Annotated in this window: 13 protein-coding genes and 1 tRNA gene; 10 read left to right on the top strand and 4 right to left on the bottom strand. The window is 45.7% G+C overall.

Translation table 11 applies throughout. The annotated features are described in order from the left end of the window. The first annotated feature begins 13 nt into the window (after nt 1-13). From rpoD to NDJ01_RS09275, 3 genes are all read left to right on the top strand, one after another. Entirely contained in the window at nt 14-1,876 is a 1,863-nt protein-coding gene (gene rpoD, locus NDJ01_RS09285; protein WP_005395986.1) for an RNA polymerase sigma factor RpoD, read from the top strand. A 155-nt stretch (nt 1,877-2,031) separates the two neighbouring features. Then, a tRNA-Ile gene (locus NDJ01_RS09280) sits at nt 2,032-2,107 on the top strand. Nucleotides 2,108-2,391: 284 nt separating this feature from the next. Then, the gene (locus NDJ01_RS09275) at nt 2,392-3,195 is read left to right on the top strand and encodes a MetQ/NlpA family ABC transporter substrate-binding protein (RefSeq protein ID WP_258586613.1); all 804 of its coding nucleotides are present in this window, start codon (nt 2,392-2,394) and stop codon (nt 3,193-3,195) included. A gap of 93 nt (nt 3,196-3,288) precedes the next feature. Here the strand turns inward: NDJ01_RS09275 and NDJ01_RS09270 are convergent, their stop codons facing one another. Next, nucleotides 3,289-3,564, bottom strand: coding sequence for a hypothetical protein (locus NDJ01_RS09270; protein WP_048626615.1), 276 nt, complete (start codon nt 3,562-3,564; stop codon nt 3,289-3,291). Between the two features lie 229 nt (nt 3,565-3,793). Between NDJ01_RS09270 and NDJ01_RS09265 the strand changes: the two genes are divergently transcribed. Continuing rightward, the gene (locus NDJ01_RS09265) at nt 3,794-4,843 is read left to right on the top strand and encodes a DUF4382 domain-containing protein (RefSeq protein ID WP_258586612.1); all 1,050 of its coding nucleotides are present in this window, start codon (nt 3,794-3,796) and stop codon (nt 4,841-4,843) included. 53 nt (nt 4,844-4,896) lie between these two features. On the opposite strand, the gene NDJ01_RS09260 is transcribed toward NDJ01_RS09265, so the two are convergent. Then, nucleotides 4,897-5,616 (bottom strand): SIMPL domain-containing protein, encoded by a 720-nt coding sequence (locus NDJ01_RS09260; protein ID WP_005392213.1) that lies wholly within the window; start codon nt 5,614-5,616, stop codon nt 4,897-4,899. Between the two features lie 163 nt (nt 5,617-5,779). On the opposite strand from NDJ01_RS09260, the gene NDJ01_RS09255 reads away from it, so the two are divergent. From NDJ01_RS09255 to dhaR, 6 genes are all read left to right on the top strand, one after another. Continuing rightward, a complete protein-coding gene (locus tag NDJ01_RS09255; protein WP_256956001.1) occupies nt 5,780-6,046 on the top strand; it encodes a hypothetical protein in 267 nt (88 codons plus the stop codon). A 137-nt stretch (nt 6,047-6,183) separates the two neighbouring features. After that, complete coding sequence (locus tag NDJ01_RS09250) at nt 6,184-7,932, top strand: lysophospholipid acyltransferase family protein (protein ID WP_258586611.1); 1,749 nt, start codon at nt 6,184-6,186, stop codon at nt 7,930-7,932. Nucleotides 7,933-8,535: 603 nt separating this feature from the next. Further along, on the top strand, nt 8,536-10,488 hold the full coding sequence (locus NDJ01_RS09245) for a PTS mannitol transporter subunit IICBA (protein WP_258586610.1): 1,953 nt from the start codon (nt 8,536-8,538) through the stop codon (nt 10,486-10,488). Between the two features lie 112 nt (nt 10,489-10,600). Then, on the top strand, nt 10,601-11,749 hold the full coding sequence (locus NDJ01_RS09240) for a mannitol-1-phosphate 5-dehydrogenase (protein WP_258586609.1): 1,149 nt from the start codon (nt 10,601-10,603) through the stop codon (nt 11,747-11,749). 57 nt (nt 11,750-11,806) lie between these two features. Further along, the gene (locus tag NDJ01_RS09235) at nt 11,807-12,337 is read left to right on the top strand and encodes an MltR family transcriptional regulator (RefSeq protein ID WP_012841150.1); all 531 of its coding nucleotides are present in this window, start codon (nt 11,807-11,809) and stop codon (nt 12,335-12,337) included. Nucleotides 12,338-12,485: 148 nt separating this feature from the next. Then, nucleotides 12,486-14,411 (top strand): dihydroxyacetone kinase operon transcriptional regulator DhaR, encoded by a 1,926-nt coding sequence (gene dhaR, locus NDJ01_RS09230; protein ID WP_114323117.1) that lies wholly within the window; start codon nt 12,486-12,488, stop codon nt 14,409-14,411. A gap of 78 nt (nt 14,412-14,489) precedes the next feature. Here dhaR and ptsP read toward each other — a convergent pair whose 3' ends face one another. Continuing rightward, the gene (gene ptsP / locus NDJ01_RS09225) at nt 14,490-16,889 is read right to left on the bottom strand and encodes a phosphoenolpyruvate--protein phosphotransferase (RefSeq protein ID WP_258586608.1); all 2,400 of its coding nucleotides are present in this window, start codon (nt 16,887-16,889) and stop codon (nt 14,490-14,492) included. Nucleotide 16,890: 1 nt separating this feature from the next. Continuing rightward, complete coding sequence (dhaL, locus tag NDJ01_RS09220; RefSeq protein ID WP_005379705.1) at nt 16,891-17,526, bottom strand: dihydroxyacetone kinase subunit DhaL; 636 nt, start codon at nt 17,524-17,526, stop codon at nt 16,891-16,893. Nucleotides 17,527-17,539: the final 13 nt, after the last annotated feature.

Raw genomic sequence — 17,539 nt, 5'->3', positions numbered from 1 at the left:
TTGGATACCGTCTATGGATCACAATCCGCAGTCACAGCTAAAGTCACTTGTTATTAAAGGCAAGGAACAAGGCTATCTGACCTACGCCGAAGTAAATGACCACCTACCTGCTGAAATCGTAGATTCAGAACAGGTAGAAGACATCATTCAGATGATCAACGACATGGGCATTAAGGTAGTAGAAACTGCTCCTGATGCTGATGATTTAGCACTGAACGATGACACAAATATTACCGATGAAGATGCAGCCGAAGCTGCAGCCGCTGCACTGTCTAGCGTAGAGAGTGAGATTGGTCGTACCACAGACCCTGTACGTATGTACATGCGTGAAATGGGTACTGTCGAACTTCTAACTCGCGAAGGCGAAATCGACATCGCAAAACGTATTGAAGAAGGTATTAACCAAGTTCAATCGTCTGTTGCTGAATACCCAGGTACGATTCCGTACATTCTTGAGCAATTTGACAAAGTTCAAGCTGAAGAACTGCGTCTTACTGACCTTATTTCAGGTTTTGTAGACCCAGATGCTGACGACACCGCTGCACCAACGGCAACACACATCGGTTCTGAACTGACTGAATCTCAGTTAGAAGAAGAAGACGATGAAGACGTTGATGACGACGAAGATAGCGATGACGATTCAGATGATTCTGAAGAAGATGTAGGTATCGATCCAGAGTTAGCGCTAGAGAAATTCAACCAACTACGCAGCACCTATCAAAATCTTCAATTAGCAATCAACGAGTACGGCTATAACAGCCCGAAAGCAACCGTTGCTAATGAAATGATGCTAGACGTATTCCGCGAGTTTCGTCTAACGCCTAAACAGTTTGATCACCTAGTGAATGAACTGCGTACTGCTATGGATCGCGTTCGTACTCAAGAACGCCTGATCATGAAGTCTGTGGTTGAATACGGCAAAATGCCGAAGAAATCATTCATCGCACTGTTCACTGGTAATGAATCAAGTGAAGCTTGGTTGGATGAAGTTCTTGCTTCAGACAAGCCATACGCTGAAAAGATCAAACGTAACGAAGAAGAAATCCGTCGTTCAATCGCTAAGCTAAAAATGATTGAAGAAGAGACTTCTCTAAACGTACAGAACATTAAAGACATCAGCCGTCGTATGTCTATCGGTGAAGCAAAAGCTCGCCGTGCGAAGAAAGAGATGGTTGAAGCGAACTTGCGTCTTGTAATTTCTATCGCGAAGAAATACACCAACCGTGGCCTACAGTTCTTGGATCTCATCCAAGAAGGTAACATCGGTCTGATGAAAGCGGTAGATAAGTTCGAATACCGCCGTGGTTACAAGTTCTCGACTTACGCAACGTGGTGGATCCGTCAGGCAATCACTCGTTCAATCGCAGACCAAGCTCGTACGATTCGTATTCCGGTACACATGATCGAAACGATCAACAAGCTAAACCGTATCTCTCGTCAAATGCTGCAAGAGATGGGTCGTGAGCCACTACCGGAAGAGTTAGCTGAGCGCATGCAGATGCCAGAAGACAAGATTCGCAAAGTTCTGAAAATCGCTAAAGAGCCTATCTCAATGGAGACACCAATCGGTGACGACGAAGATTCGCATCTAGGTGATTTTATCGAAGATACAACGCTAGAACTTCCGCTAGATTCTGCAACTGCAACTAGCCTTAAAGTGGCAACAAAAGACGTGCTTGCAGGTCTAACACCACGTGAAGCGAAAGTACTTCGTATGCGCTTTGGTATCGACATGAACACTGACCATACTCTAGAAGAAGTTGGTAAGCAGTTCGACGTTACTCGTGAACGTATCCGTCAGATCGAAGCAAAAGCACTACGTAAACTTCGTCACCCAAGCCGCTCAGAGACTCTGCGCAGCTTCCTAGACGAATAAACGCAGCGCATATAAGCTTTAGAAATCAAAAAAAGGTGACTTTAGGTCACCTTTTTTATTATCGACTGTGCTAAGTGGATAAAAACTAAGCGCAATTGCCCTAGTTGGTATCTAGACACCTTGCAACGCTTCCCCTATAATCGTTGTCCTATTAAGGCCCCTTAGCTCAGTGGTTAGAGCAGTCGACTCATAATCGATTGGTCCGCAGTTCAAGTCTGCGAGGGGCCACCAAATTTCGAAAGGCGTAGCAGGTTAGTACCTACTACGCCTTTTTTGTGTCTGCTGACTTTGGGTACAGTTGTGGGTGTAGTAATTCGTTGCTCATATCGTCAACAACTTCAAACTTATCATCTTCCTCGATTCTACCCTCTCTTTCTTTTCGCTTAATTACCAAGCTTTCTATATAGTCGTGGAAACAAAATGTCTGCTCGCTATTTAAACCATTGACCCTTTTTCGACTTCTGATAGGATGGACATGTAAACGTATGGACGTCTAAAATAAAAATGGAGTTACAATGAAAAGTATTCGTCACCTAAAGAAACTAGCTTTGGTCCTCACGGCAGTAGTTGGCTTAAGTGCTTGTGGAGAAAAAGATGACTCTGTCATTAAAGTGGGATCAACCGTAGGGCCTCATGCTCAAGTAGTTGAAGCAGTAGCGAAGGAAGCAGCGAAGCAAGGCTTGAATGTAGAAGTCATCGAGTTTTCTGATTACGTGACACCCAATGCCGCGCTTAGCGATGGTAGCATCGACATTAACAGCTATCAGCACCAACCATTTTTAGACAACTTCAACAATAGTCATGACGCCCAATTAGTGTCGATTGGTCAATCCATTCTGATGCGCATGGGACTTTATTCTAACAAGTATCGCTCATTGCAAGAGCTTCCAAACAATGCACGCATAGCAATTCCAAACGATCCAACTAATGGTGGTCGCGGTCTATTGCTACTCGCCAATGCAGGTTTAATTGAGCTTAAACAAGGTGTTGGCCACAAAGCCGCCCTAACTGATATTACAAAAAATGCAAAGTCGTTTGAATTTGTCGAGGTAGATGCCGCACAGTTACCACGAACATTGGATGATGTAGACGCGGCTGCGATCACAATGAACTACGTAATGTCTTCTGGTTTAGACCCGAAGAAACAAAGTATCTATCTTGAAGCAAAAGACGCACCACTGGCCGTCATGGTCATCGCTACTCGTGACGCAGACAAAAATAATGAAGCGTATAAAAAATTCGTTTCTATTTACCAATCTCAAGCAATTCGTGATTATCTCGATCGTACGTTCAAAGGCACAATAGAAGCGGCTTTTTAATCAATAAAGCAACGAATACTTTGCTCACTAATCAGATAGAAAAGAGGCTGATGTTTCTCATAGCCTCTTCTTTTCACTCCTCACTCAATCGGCTTATTGTCGACTTTCAGCCTCTAATCTCATTGCTAAATAAGCTTGGTCCGCAGAAACCAATTCAGGACGGTTAATCAACTTCCAAAGGAAGTATGGTGGGATTAAAAATACGACAAAGTAGAGAGATTCATGGAAGAATACATCGGCTATCGCTTGCTGATGCTCCCAGAGTGCCGTCAGTGCAAAGAGCTCTAACATCACACCTAAAACGCCAAAGACGACAGAGACAACAATCGCTAAACCCAGTAGTTCTCTAATAAAGTGCTTGTATGCCATGATACTAATTCCTTCTAGCAGTAAGTCATACTAACTTACGCTCATAAGAACGAAGCCAGCTTGACTATCATCAAACTCCCCTCATCACAGTTAAGAACTTAGTTTTATAAAAAAGGACTTGTATATAGCGCCATTGAAGATTGACCTCTCTATCACAATACAATGACACCATTTCTCGACTTTGAGACTAGCCTTTTACATTTATCAGCAGTGTAAACAAGAGGTCATAATGAAAAAATATACCTACCCTTTACTGGCCATCTCAGGCGGTCTTTTATTGACGGGCTGTGGTAGCGACGACTCTTCATCCGATACAGAAGCAGCCACTTTTTCTCTCAGCGTTTCCGATGCTCCTGTCGACGATGCCAACAAAGTCGTCTTAGCGTTTCAAGATGTTGTCCTTGTACCATTTGACCCTGAAACTGGCGAGCAAACTGGAGAACACATTCTGTTAGATGCTAGTGACAATGGAGCACTACACCAAGTTGATCTAATGGAATATCAGGGAAGTAACGCTAAAACGATCATTCACGAACAGGACATCGCTCCTGGTGATTATGCTATGTGTGTGTACGCTAAAGACGGCAAACAATTAAACGATACAACGCTGTCATACGTAGAGAAGACAGACGGCAACATCAAAGGCTTAGTTGTGCCTAGCCGAGGCAGTTGTTTTGGTTTTAAACCAGATACGAGCGAGCAAGGTCGCTTGAAGTTTTCGCAAAAAGGTCAATATGTAAAAGTTCATACTGGTCATAATAGCTATGTTGTCGAGTTTGACTTACGCAAAGGTCTGGCAGATCCAACGGGCAAAGATTACATGAACATGAACTCTAATGCGATAAGCTTAGTAAACGCATCAGAATCAGGTCATATCGGTGGTGAAGTCAGCGAAATTCAGTATCAAGCGTGTGAAGCAGACAGTGCAGCATCAAATGCAATAAATGACGTTCCTGCCGTTCACTCAGTCTATCTTTACGCAGGTTCGATGGATCGCTCAACCATGGGCGATATGGGCACGATGGAACCACTCCAAGCGCCAGTTGCAGTAGCTAACGTGAATGAGTCGCAAGACGAAGAAGGTAATACAACCTACAGCTACGAGTTTGGTTACATTGGCCCAGGCACCTACAGTATTGGGTACACCTGTACCGCGTATGTTGATACACCAGATAATCATGAAACATCAGAAGATGGCTTCCTGATTTATCAACATTACACACCTGTTGATGTGGTCGAAGGTGAGCATACAGAGCAAGATATTAATCCTATCCTATAGCTCTCATCTTATCGAAAGCCGCTCACACGATGAGCGGCTTTTTGACTATTATTTTAATCCGATAAGTAATACTGAACGGTTGAGACCACTCGTACTTTCTTAATGTAAGGCGTGTTGCTATCTCGGTCATAAATCGAGAACTGCCCTTGCGTGGCACGTTTGATCTTACCCAGTGAACTCTGTGAGTCTTTGGCAAACTTTTGCGCCACTTCTCGGGCGTTTTTGGTCGCCTCTTCAATCATGTCTGGCTTTACATCATTCAGCTTAGTAAAGCTGTACTCAATGCGGTTCGCGTACGGGTCCTGATTCAGCAGTACGCCTTGTTTTCCTAGCTCACCAATCTCATTAATTGCCGCTCGAACCACATCGACACTTTGACTATAAACCGTAACGGTCCGCGAGGCTAAATAACGAAACTCGATATCTTGCTCACTCCCGTATTGCTGTGCTTTTCGGTCAATGACAGCAGGAGAAGAAAGGGAAACGCTCGTTTCAGGGAGCCCTTTGGCACTTAAGAAATCCAGAATCAAACGCGTTTGCTGATCGATGTCATCAAACATAGCCCCCATATCATTACTCGCTAAGGTGAACTGAATTGGCCAGATCACTGTATCGGCAGAGTACTCTCGTTCAGACAATCCCTTCACCGTTACCACTCGTTCATAGGCTTTGTATTTGACTGCCGTTTGCTGAATAAAAAAGCCCAATACTCCTAAACCAATTATCAGACACAGCCCGAGCCATATTGACGCTTTATTGGAAATCTTCTCCATTCATCCTCCTAATTTCGCCAAAAGTAACAATTCGTCGTATCGATAACATAGCTCAACTATGGCCAGAAAATGGCGACCTAAAGCCAAGTTTTTGTCATGTCGTTCGAAATGGTGAATAGAATAAATTACAATTGAACAGTGTTTTATTGTGGTTTTTAAGATTATGTTGAAAATAAAATGGCTGGTAGTTCTGAGCGGATTATTTGTCTCAACGGCTTGTTTGAGTACTGACGACTTAGTAATGGATGACAACTCAACACAAGCCCCCCAAGCGGGTATATGCGATGAAGATCAATGCGAAGGGAAACGCTTTGATGGTCGAATTCTGCTAGATAATGAGCCGACCAAACAGGTCTTGAGCTCACTAGAAAGTCTCAGTGAAACGCTCAACTCTCTGAGTATCCTGATGTTTGCTGGCGACAAAACATAACGCTAAAGCTGTCCTATCCTCTTCGCCTTTGGTCAACAAAGCTTCACCAGTTTGTCACCAAAGGCTCATGGATTTGCCTCTGAACTGTCATCTGTAATTTCTACTATCCGATCAGCCACTTGTACGCTGAGGTAAATATGGATAGTTCGACTCCTTTTCGTCTCCCTCGTAAAACGCCGTTTGGCATTGGTGAAAACGTTGCAGAATGGGCTACGGGTTTAAGTCAGCTCGATAAATTCTACGCCCAACGCCCCGTGAATGCGGATACCAAAACTTTCTTGCGATTTACGCTGGATATTTTGGGGATCGACTATCGCATTACCCATGGTTCGCTCGACGCAGTGCCAAAGCAAGGCGCAACCGTCATTGTGGCGAATCACCCTCTCGGTTGTGTTGAAGGCGTGATTCTCGCCGAGCTACTATTGATGATACGAGACGATATCCAAATTTTAGCGAATCAGTACCTAAAAACCGTACCAGAGCTCGACCAACTTTTTATTGGTGTCGACGTATTCGAAGGCAAAGACGCCGTCAAATCGAATATGAAGGCCCTCAGAGCAGCCAACAAACACCTTGCGAATGGCGGCTTGTTATTGGTTTTCCCTGCGGGTGAAGTGTCGCAGTTAGTGGATGCCAAACAACAGCGTTTAGAAGACAAAGAATGGAGCCGCAGTGTCAGTGCGTTAATTCGTAAGAACAAAGCCGCCACTGTTCCCGTCTTCATTCGTGGGCAGAACTCAAAACGCTTTTACATGGCAGGTAAAATCCACCCTCTTTTACGCACCTTTATGTTGGGAAGAGAGCTGCTCAACAAGAGCGCAAAAACCATTGAGTTGTCCTTTGGGCAAGCAATCAAGTTTAAAGAACTCAATAACCTCAACGATGATCAGATTGTCAATTATCTGAGGCTTAACACCTACCTGCTTAACCGCGATGTAAGTGCCACTCAACAAACGGTCTCAGACAATGATCTCTTACCTATTGCGGCAGGGTTACCCATAGGCCAATTGCTTGAAGAGCTGCACAGCTTACCGGCAGAAACTCAATTGCTTCAAAATGGCGAGTTCGACGTATATTGCGCCAGTGCGCAGCAGATCCCATCTCTCCTGCATGAAATTGGCCGCTTGCGAGAACATAATTTCCGTCAAGTTGGCGAAGGGACCGGACAAGCGATAGACATCGATCATTTTGATCATGATTACCTGCACCTGTTTGTGTGGGATCGTGAGAACCAATGCATGGTAGGAGCTTACCGTCTTGGATTAGTTGATCAATTATTGGCGAAATATGGCGTAGAAGGATTGTATTCGCGCACCTTGTTCAACTATGACCAAGGCTTTCTCGATCAAATGGGCAAGTCGATTGAAATGGGTCGTTCTGTGATTGCCGAGCAATATCAAAAAAGCATGAGTGCCCTACTCTTACTCTGGAAAGGCATAGCGACTTTTGTCCATCAACATCCCGAATACACGCACTTGTTTGGCCCAGTGAGCATCAGCAACGAATACAGCCATACCGCGCGTCAGTTGCTGGCACAATCGATGACCCTACACCACTACGACAACGACTGCGCCGAATACGTCACTCCGTCAAACCCACTGCCAGAAACCAACTTAAACTGGAATACCAGCATGCTAACCGCATTGGGAGATGTACAGTTGCTATCTCGCGTGATCGCTCGAATTGACGAAGGCAAAGGCGTTCCGGTATTACTGCGCCAATATTTGAGTTTGAATGGTAAGTTGGTGTGTTTTAACGTCGATCCGGCGTTTAACAACGCACTGGATGGATTGATTATGGTGGATTTACGCGATGTGCCTGAGAAAACGCTTGCACGTTACATGGGCAGTGGAAACGCGCGCGAGTATTTAGCTCTGAACCATTAACCGTCGTCGGAGGTATCGCGCTGCTCAAAATCGCTCTAAACAACACAACGCGAGCAGCGTGATGCGTTATTTACCCATAAGACATTAAAAACAAAGTGTTTAGTTAAACTCATCGCAAAAAGGCCAGTCATCTCAAGCTTTAATCCACAAAACGCCAACATCGCACAAACGTTCACGTTATAAACTTTCACAAAACTTCAAAATGGTCATATATCACATTTTTAATCAAACCTGACGTCAAACAAAATGTGATATTGATCATTTCGAGTATTTAATTTGAATTGAAAAAGAAATTAAAGGTGATCTTAATCACAATGAATTTTGATTTTATATTTGTCAGAAGATCGAATTGATCACTAATATTTTTATTGACAGATTTGAAAGTCATTTTTTGTTATTAAGTTACATATCAATTAATTGATCATCATCACTTAAAAAATGCTTTTCATCCGAAGAAATGCGGGGGTTGATCACGAAAAACCCGTCGTCAGTTCCAATTGGAAAATGTGTGGTAAATTGATTGGGTACTAAGCAATCAAACAAGCGGTTTTGGCGAACCGTTTACGACAACATATTCATCAGAACATCGAACGGGGAATTGTTATGATATCACCAGATGCCAAGATCAAGATACAAAATTTTGGTCGTTTTCTGTCAAACATGGTAATGCCTAACATCGGCGCGTTTATCGCGTGGGGCTTTATCACTGCTCTATTTATCCCAACCGGATGGCTACCAAATGAGACGTTAGCTTCCATGGTTGGTCCTATGATCACTTACTTGCTGCCACTACTGATCGGTTACACCGGTGGTAAATTAGTGGGCGGCGATCGCGGCGCGGTCGTTGGTGCAATCACTACCATGGGTGTGATTGTCGGTACCGACATCCCAATGTTTATGGGTGCAATGATGGTCGGCCCAATGGGCGGCTGGGCAATCAAAAAATTCGATAACTACATCGACGGTAAAGTAAAAAGCGGCTTCGAGATGTTGGTGAACAACTTCTCTGCGGGCATCATTGGTATGCTGTGCGCCATTTTGGCTTTCTTCCTTATCGGTCCATTTGTCAAAGTGCTTTCAGGCGCATTGGCAGCAGGCGTAAACTTCCTTGTTTCAGCGCACCTTCTGCCACTGACTTCTATTTTTGTTGAGCCAGCGAAGATCCTGTTCCTAAACAACGCGATCAACCACGGCATCTTCTCTCCACTGGGTATTCAGCAAGCGTCTGAAACTGGTCAATCGATCTTCTTCTTGATCGAAGCGAACCCAGGTCCTGGTCTAGGTATTCTGCTGGCTTACATGGTGTTTGGTAAAGGTACGGCTCGTCAAACGGCAGGTGGTGCATCCATCATCCACTTCTTCGGCGGTATCCACGAGATTTACTTCCCTTACATCCTAATGAACCCTCGCCTAATCCTTGCGGCTATCGCAGGTGGTATGACGGGCGTATTCGTTCTAACTATGTTTAACGCAGGTATCGTTTCTCCAGCATCACCAGGCTCAATCTTCGCAATCTTGTTGATGACTCAGAAAGGTTCAATCGTTGGTGTTCTAGCGTCTATCGCAGCCGCAACAGGTGTGTCATTCGCCGTAGCAGCACTGCTAATGAAGACACAAACGTCAACAGAAGAAGACGGTGATGAAGTAGCACTAGAAAAAGCAACATCACAAATGAAAGACATGAAATCTGCATCTAAAAACGATGCGGTGGTAAACAGCCAAAGCAAAGGTGACGTAGACCTAGCGACAGTACAAAGCATCATTGTCGCTTGTGATGCGGGCATGGGCTCGAGTGCAATGGGCGCGAGCATGCTACGCAAAAAGGTTCAAGACGCAGGTCTGAACATCCACGTAACTAACCTTGCCATTAACAGCTTACCAGAGAGTGCAGATATCGTGATTACTCATAAAGACTTAACGGGTCGTGCACGTAAGCATGCTCCAAACGCACACCACATTTCATTGACTAACTTCCTAGACAGCGAAATGTACAACCAGCTAGTCACCAAGTTACTGGCAGCACAAAACCAATCCGCAGCCAATGACGACCAAATGGTGAAAGTGTCAGTCATGGCGGCGAACGACGACTGCTTTGAGCCACAGCAACCATCGGTTTTCCAAATCCAGCGTGAGAACATTCACCTAGGTTTGAAAGCAGCCAACAAAGAAGAAGCCATTCGCTTTGCAGGCAACAAATTGGTTGAACTTGGCTACGCAGAACCAGAATACGTAGACGCGATGTTTGAACGTGAAGCGTTGGTTCCAACTTACCTAGGCGAATCTATCGCAGTACCTCACGGTACCGTGGAAGCGAAAGACCGCGTGAAGAAAACTGGAATTGTAATCTGCCAATACCCATCGGGTATCCAATTTACTGAAGATGACGACGATGTCGCGAAACTGGTTATCGGCATTGCCGCTAAGAACGATGAGCACATCCAGGTAATCACCACCATAACGAACGCGCTCGATGAGCCGGAAGCAATTGAGAAGCTAACCAGCACCAACGATGTGGAAGAGATTCTGAGCATCCTTGGCGGTCAACAAGCGGCTTAATTACTCCTTTAATTTGCTCCTGAGGCAAATGAGGTCAGCTGTCACCCCCTATGCGGTTGGCCTCACCCTAGTTTCGTAAGTCAACATTTTCAGATATTGGTAGGTAAGAATTATGAAAAACGCAGTTCATTTTGGTGCAGGTAACATCGGTCGTGGTTTCATCGGTAAACTCTTGGCAGACGCAGAAGTCGAGGTCACTTTCGCTGACGTTGATGCGCCGTTGGTAGACCAGCTCAGCCACAAACAAGAATACAAAGTGAAAGTGGTCGGTACTGAGTGCAAAATCGACACTGTTACCCACGTCACAGCGGTAAACTCAGCCAGTGATGACGTGATTGATCGCATCGTCAAAACCGATTTAGTTACCACTGCGGTGGGTCCAAACGTATTAGATATCATCGCGAAAACCATCGCGAAAGGCATCGCCAAACGTTTTGAAGCTGGCAATGACGCGCCACTTAACATCATCGCCTGTGAAAATATGGTGCGTGGTACCACACACCTAAAAGGTGAGGTGTACAAACACTTGGATGAATCACTGCACACAAAGGCAGACGAGTTGGTTGGCTTTGTTGATTCAGCGGTAGACCGCATCGTGCCACCAGCAGAAGCCGCCAACGATGATCCACTAGAAGTCACGGTAGAAAGCTTTAGTGAATGGATTGTGGATGAGCAACAGTTTAAGGGCGATATCCCTGACATAGCAGGCATGGAAAGAACCAACAACCTAATGGCCTTTGTCGAACGTAAGCTGTTCACCCTAAACACAGGTCACTGCATTACCGCTTATTTAGGTTGTTTGAAAGGGCACCGTACCATTCGTGAAGCAATTGAAGACCCAAGCATTCATGCTGAAGTAAAACAAGCAATGCAGGAAAGTGGCGAAGTGTTGATTCGTCGTTACGGCTTCGACCGTGATATGCACAATGCCTACATCGAAAAGATTCTAGGTCGCTTCGCCAACCCATATTTAGTGGATGAAGTGGATCGCGTTGGACGACAACCAATTCGTAAATTGGGTGCAAATGATAGATTAGTGAAGCCATTACTCGGTACAATCGAGTATGGCACTGAAAATAAAAAACTTTTGAAAGGCATTGCCGCTGCCTTGAAGTACACTAACGACACCGATCCGCAAGCGGTTGAGCTACAGACCTCATTAAAAGCCGTGGGCGTGAAGAAAACGCTAGCAACGTACACTGGCCTGGCTGAAGACAGTGTTGAAGTGGCTCAAATCGAAGTGATTTACCACCAGCTTTAATCGAATCAAGGGGAGCTCTGCTCCCCATAAATATAATTTTAAACAGTTACTCAGTATATGGCAGATAACATCAACGAAACCGAGATCATTGAACGATTAAACAGCGCGCCATCGGTACGAGGCTTTTTTATTGCAGCAGTCGATGTGTTCAACGATTCCATCGACGGGCTAATACAAAGGATCTTTCGTAAAGATAACTTCGCCGTGCAATCGGTTGTTGGTCCCCTACTGCAAGACTCCGGACCGCTGGGCGATCTCTCTGTTCGTTTGAAACTCCTATTTGGCTTAGGCGTCCTCCCAGACGATATTTATCATGATATTGAAGACATCATTAAGCTTAAAAACCGACTCAATAGCGATGCATCCGACTACGAGTTCACTGATCCAAATATTCTAGAGCCAATCAAAAAGCTGCACCTGGTAAAGAAAATGGGCATGGTGCAATTAGAAGTCAACGAACCTGATGACGACATCGACCTTGAGTTTTATCAACTCCAACTTCAACGCCAGCAACAAATAATAAAATCAGGTCTCTCGCTCGCCATTGTCGAAATTTGCAATGAACTGGGCAAGGACAGCCCTTTTTAACCCAACCTCCGGCAAGGAATGCCTTCTCAACTAGCCTCTTTTCTTTACGTGTCCTTTCTGTATGACGTGCGTGAAAGCCATCACAGTCCATATTCGTATGTCTCTGTAATATCAGACCAATCTATCGCTGGTATTGAAACGGTATGGCATGCTTTCAATCGAAGACACTAAAACCAAATGGGAGTTTTTCCAGAAACACCATTGGGTATCTCCAGAATTTTCCCGCACTCCCGTACTTGAGTCGTGGGAGCGTTGCATAAAGCAATGCAGTCCTTACACCTGGTCAAAGCCACATATTGCCTCTGGCTTTACCTTCTCATCTCTGATGAAACGCAACGAGCACCTCATCGAATGCGCCACGACCGTACTTGAAGACACTTACGACATGCTAGGAGACGAAGACCTGCTATTGATGGTGACTGACGGCAACGGCTGCGTTCTTTCCGTTGTGGGACATGACTCAATGCAACAAGAGATGCAGGTACTCGGCATTAAACAAGGCTGTTTTCTATCTGAAGGAAAAATTGGCACAAATGCGGTCAATCTTTGTATTAGTACTCATATCCCGTGTGAAGTATTCGCAGCAGAACATTTCAATCGCCACTTACATTCTTATGCCTCTGTAGCAGCACCTGTTTTCGACCAATTTGGCAAGTTACGCGGCACAACATGCCTTCTCAAAAAAGCAGAGAGCTATAAGAAAGAAAACTTGGTCATCATCGCGTCGAGCGCGAAAGAAGTCAGTTTGCAAATCCATATTCAGTCGGAACAAGAAAACATTAACCGCCTCACTTGTGCGCACAACGCAACGTTAGAATGCATGGATGATGGCCTTCTGGCCTGGGATGAAGAAAGCCGTATCACGATGGTAAATCATCAATCAGAGCGCTTGTTAAACATTGAAGCCAGTCAGGTCTTGGATAAAGAAGTCTTTTCTGTTTTACGCTTCCCGCCAAATGTCCTCAATAGTATTGAGTCGGGTGCAAGCATCAACCGAAAACTCACAACGGTAGAGGTTCGTGGAGAGTTTGTTGAGGCAATCATTACCTTGCGTCCACTCAACGACGGCACACACTTATTGTTTTTGCACCCTATCGATAAAATTCGCGAACTTGCTCAACAACAAATAGGTGGCAGTGCACGCTATACGTTCAGTACTTTGCCTGTTATTTCACGAAAAATGAAGCATGTCATTACCGTGGCAAAACGGGCCATAAAGTCCAAATCACCGATTCTAATTACAGGTGAAGAAGGTGTAGGAAAAGCCACTCTCGCCATGGCGATTCATAACGAAAGCACCTACAAAGAAGGGCCGTTCATTACGCTCAACTGCCGCTCCATCAATACAGAGCAACTGGTCAAAGAAACCCTGGGATACGACGAGGGACAAGGCATGCCCTCTAAGTTTGAACTCGCCCATGGCGGTACGCTCTTTTTGGAAAAGGTGGAATATCTGTCGCCCGATTTACAAGCCGTGCTACTTAAGTTGTTAAAAACTGGGCTCGTCAGCCGCAGCGACAGTTTGCGATTAATCCCCGTAGACTTTCAACTTATTACGAGCACCGCTTCAGAGATCAGCGAGTATGTCACTCAGCGCTCATTTGGTCGGCAACTTTATTATGAAATCTCCTCGAACGAGCTGCATATTCCACCACTACGAAAGCGTAAAGAAGACATTGAATTTCTCGTCCAGCAGCTTATCAGCCATTATGAACGCCGACACAATGTGACTATCTCGATAGAGCCAGTCGCACTGGAAGCGTTGATGAATTTTCGTTGGTCAGGCAACAACTCTGAATTAAGAAACCGAACTGAGCGAATTTTGCTGAACCGCAGTTCCAACTTAATCAAGCTGAACGATATTCCAGAAGACATTAAACTGAATTCTCGCCATACCGCAGAGAATACGCCGGTAATCACGCTAGAAGAAGCCGAGAGAAGAGCGATTGTTCAGGCTTGGAATCAGTGTGATGGAAAAATGCATGATATGGCGAAAGCATTGCAAATTGGCCGCACGACCCTATGGAGAAAAATTAATAAGTTTGGGCTGCAGGAGCAAATGAAGCTGTATTAAGCCAAGAAGTGGCGTTCCTACAAAAGTAAAACCGGCGTAAGCACGCCGGTATACGTGTACTAACGATAAAGGTATCGATTAAACATCGACAGACAACTGACGAATCTGCGCTTTTAGTCCCGGCAACAAACTCGCACTGGCGCTGAATTTTCGTAACCCAACACGAAGCAATGTTTCTGTGGCATTTGGATCGCCTGCCATCTCACCACACATACTGACCGGTATGCCCGCGCGATCGCCTGCTGCACACGTGAGTTCAATGGCTTTTAGTACCGATGGTTCAAAGTAGTTCACCAATTCGGCAACGGCGGCGTTGCCTCGATCGGCGGCCATAACATATTGAGTCAAATCATTGGTGCCAATAGAGAAAAAGTCGACTTCTTGGGCTAACGCATCTGCATTTAATACCGCGGCTGGTACCTCAATCATAATACCAACAGGCAAATGAGTCGCATCCAAGCCGAGTTGGGTTGCTTGATGCGCCAACAGCGCTTTTACTTTTCTCACTTCTTCAACCTGGGCCACCATCGGTATCATCAATTGAATATTCGGTTGCTCGTGAAAGGCTCTCAGAATGGCTCGAAGTTGGGCGGTAAACAATGATTCATGTTGAAGGCACAACCGCACCCCTCTCAGACCTAAAAATGGATTATCTTCCGCTGGCATAGGATAAGCGGCTAAAGGCTTATCACCGCCAACATCTAGACTACGAATCGTAAGTGGCTTATCGCCAAGTGCGGCAGCAATATCACGATACACTTGATATTGCGCTTCCTCAGTCGGCAACTCATCACTGTTTTGAAATAGAAACTCAGTCCGGAATAGACCAACGCCCTCAGCGCCTGATGTTAGTGCATCATCAATATCTTTCGGTCCACCAATATTGGCGAATACTGGAATATGGACACCATCACAGGTGACTGCGGCTTGCTGAGCACTCGCTAGTGCACTTTGTCGGGAGCTTTGCCACTCAATTTGCTGAGCTTCTAATTCCTGCTGTACGGCATCTGAAGGAGAGAACCATAAATGTCCTCGGAAGCCATCAATAGTCACCACTTGACCAGAACGCACAACATCAAGGCAGCCCTGAGCTTTAACGATGGCAGGAATCCCCATCGCACGAGCAAGAATCGCACTGTGAGAGGTTTTCCCTCCTTCACTCAAACAGATACCAAGCACTTTCGATTTATCAAGCCCGGCCACATCAGAAGGCATCAGGTCGCGGGCCAACAAAATACTCGGTTCCTGAATGTCGATGGCATTAGGCGTTACGCCTGTCATTTCGACCATAACTTGGCGTGCGATATCATGCACATCTGCTTCGCGTTCCCGCATGTACTGACTTTCTGCCTGGCGAAACTCGTCGGCCAACGTTTGCAGTGATTCTACCCAAGCTTGCTCGGCTATCATGCCCGTTTGAATTCGCGACTCGACCGATGCCCATAATTCTGGGTCACTGAGCATCATGCTATGAGCGAAAAATATTTCCCCTTTCGGCTGCTTCGCTTGCTCCTGCAAATGTTGAACAACCACGCCTATCGCACGCTTAACCCGTTCAATTTCATCTTGTTCACTTTGGAAATCACGTTCAGGCACAGCTGGCATTTCATGAGTAAAAAGGACAGCAGGAGCAGTAGCGATACCGTCATTGACTCGAATACCAACAACAGCACCTTCAATCTGACTTGGGGCCATGTCATCGAGCAAAGTATCCGAGCTTTCTTCAGGTTCGACAATGCCTTGCTCAACCGCCTCTCTTTCTCCGAAGTGCTCATGAGCTAAGGCTTCAAATGCCTTAATTGCTTCACTAGATTGAGGTCCGTGTGCGCATAAGGTGATCGTCTCTTGACTACGAACGCCAAGTTTCGCAATGCTGTTTAAGCTTTTCGCGTTCACACGGCGCTCGCCTTTTTTCAACCATAATTGGCAGTCAAAAGGCGCGAGTGCACCAACAATGGCCGCTGCGGGACGAGCATGTAATCCATGCGGATTTTGCACTACCCAATCAAATGTCCGCTCGTGTTCAAAGTTCTCTAATACTGGCGCTATCTCAGCGGATGTTAGTGGCTGATCGCCAAGGTGCTCTCGTTTTACGCTTAACGCACTCTGTGCCTCTTCGACTACCGTCGATAAAGGTAGTCCGGCGGCAGCAGCCACCGACGCCGCCATGGTCCCTTCAACAATGGGGGCCGAGATAAGGGTGACATTTTCCCTCACATGATCATCAATCAGATCCAGAGCCATTTCCGTGCTAAGCAGGGCGCTGCCAAGATCCATCAACACAACAACCCCTTGTTGATCATGTGCCTGCTCAATCGCTTCCATCACAGCAATGGCATCGGTTCCGATCGGGTTCTCTGGGTCATCAATCCCCGCAGCAATCGCAAGCTTGGCTTTGCCTTGCGTCATTTGGGTGGCAAGTTCGGCCACCCCTTCGGCAAGGCGACGACTATGAGATACAACTACAATTCCCACCATCTTAATTGCCTGCTATTGCCTGCTGTAACGCTTTAATCATTAACAGTGAAGAGGTTGCACCGGGATCTTGGTGGCCAATACTACGTTCCCCCAGATAGCTTGCTCGCCCTTTTTTCGCCAACATTTCAATCGTGGCAACCGCGTTCGTTTCTGCTAGCTCAACCATTTCATTCAATAAATGGTCAGCGCTCATGCCATTTTCTAACGACGCCTTCACGCTAACTAAAACGGGTAACCAAACATCACACATGGTTTTATCACCCAGCTCCGCTTTACCACGAGACACTACGCCATCCACACCGCTTTTTAGTGCATCCACTAACTCTTCAAACGTTAATTGCTCTCGAGTTCCGACAGCGGCAGCCGTGCGAATAAACAGCGTGCCATACAGCGGGCCACTTGCCCCACCGACACTAGAAAGCAAAGTCATGCCCGTATTCTTGAGAATGCTGCCGATATTTTGGTCCGCAAATTGCGGCAGTTTTTCAGCAACTTTTTTAAAGCCTCGGTTCATATTGAGACCATGGTCTGCGTCACCAATATCACGATCAAGGTCGGTCAGAAAATCTTGATTCTCTTGATACGTTTTTGCACATAACTCTAACCAGTGAACGATATGTTGTTTTTCAATTTGCATGTTTGCTCCCCCC

It is taken from the genome of Vibrio sp. HS-50-1, from assembly GCF_024747315.1.
GTDB lineage: Bacteria > Pseudomonadota > Gammaproteobacteria > Enterobacterales > Vibrionaceae > Vibrio > Vibrio diabolicus.
Note: the sequence above shows the minus strand (reverse complement) of the source record. Positions and strands in the feature narration are given on the sequence as shown.

Bases quoted from the DNA above. Each gene is read 5' to 3' on its own strand.
- NDJ01_RS09265 (WP_258586612.1), top strand. From the start codon at position 3,794: ATGAAAAAATATACCTACCCTTTACTGGCCATCTCAGGCGGTCTTTTA.
- NDJ01_RS09260 (WP_005392213.1), bottom strand. From the start codon at position 5,616: ATGGAGAAGATTTCCAATAAAGCGTCAATATGGCTCGGGCTGTGTCTG.
- NDJ01_RS09240 (WP_258586609.1), top strand. From the start codon at position 10,601: ATGAAAAACGCAGTTCATTTTGGTGCAGGTAACATCGGTCGTGGTTTC.
- NDJ01_RS09270 (WP_048626615.1), bottom strand. From the start codon at position 3,564: ATGGCATACAAGCACTTTATTAGAGAACTACTGGGTTTAGCGATTGTT.
- dhaR (WP_114323117.1), top strand. From the start codon at position 12,486: ATGCTTTCAATCGAAGACACTAAAACCAAATGGGAGTTTTTCCAGAAA.
- NDJ01_RS09245 (WP_258586610.1), top strand. From the start codon at position 8,536: ATGATATCACCAGATGCCAAGATCAAGATACAAAATTTTGGTCGTTTT.
- dhaL (WP_005379705.1), bottom strand. From the start codon at position 17,526: ATGCAAATTGAAAAACAACATATCGTTCACTGGTTAGAGTTATGTGCA.
- NDJ01_RS09275 (WP_258586613.1), top strand. From the start codon at position 2,392: ATGAAAAGTATTCGTCACCTAAAGAAACTAGCTTTGGTCCTCACGGCA.
- NDJ01_RS09235 (WP_012841150.1), top strand. From the start codon at position 11,807: ATGGCAGATAACATCAACGAAACCGAGATCATTGAACGATTAAACAGC.
- rpoD (WP_005395986.1), top strand. From the start codon at position 14: ATGGATCACAATCCGCAGTCACAGCTAAAGTCACTTGTTATTAAAGGC.
- NDJ01_RS09255 (WP_256956001.1), top strand. From the start codon at position 5,780: ATGTTGAAAATAAAATGGCTGGTAGTTCTGAGCGGATTATTTGTCTCA.
- NDJ01_RS09250 (WP_258586611.1), top strand. From the start codon at position 6,184: ATGGATAGTTCGACTCCTTTTCGTCTCCCTCGTAAAACGCCGTTTGGC.
- ptsP (WP_258586608.1), bottom strand. From the start codon at position 16,889: ATGGTGGGAATTGTAGTTGTATCTCATAGTCGTCGCCTTGCCGAAGGG.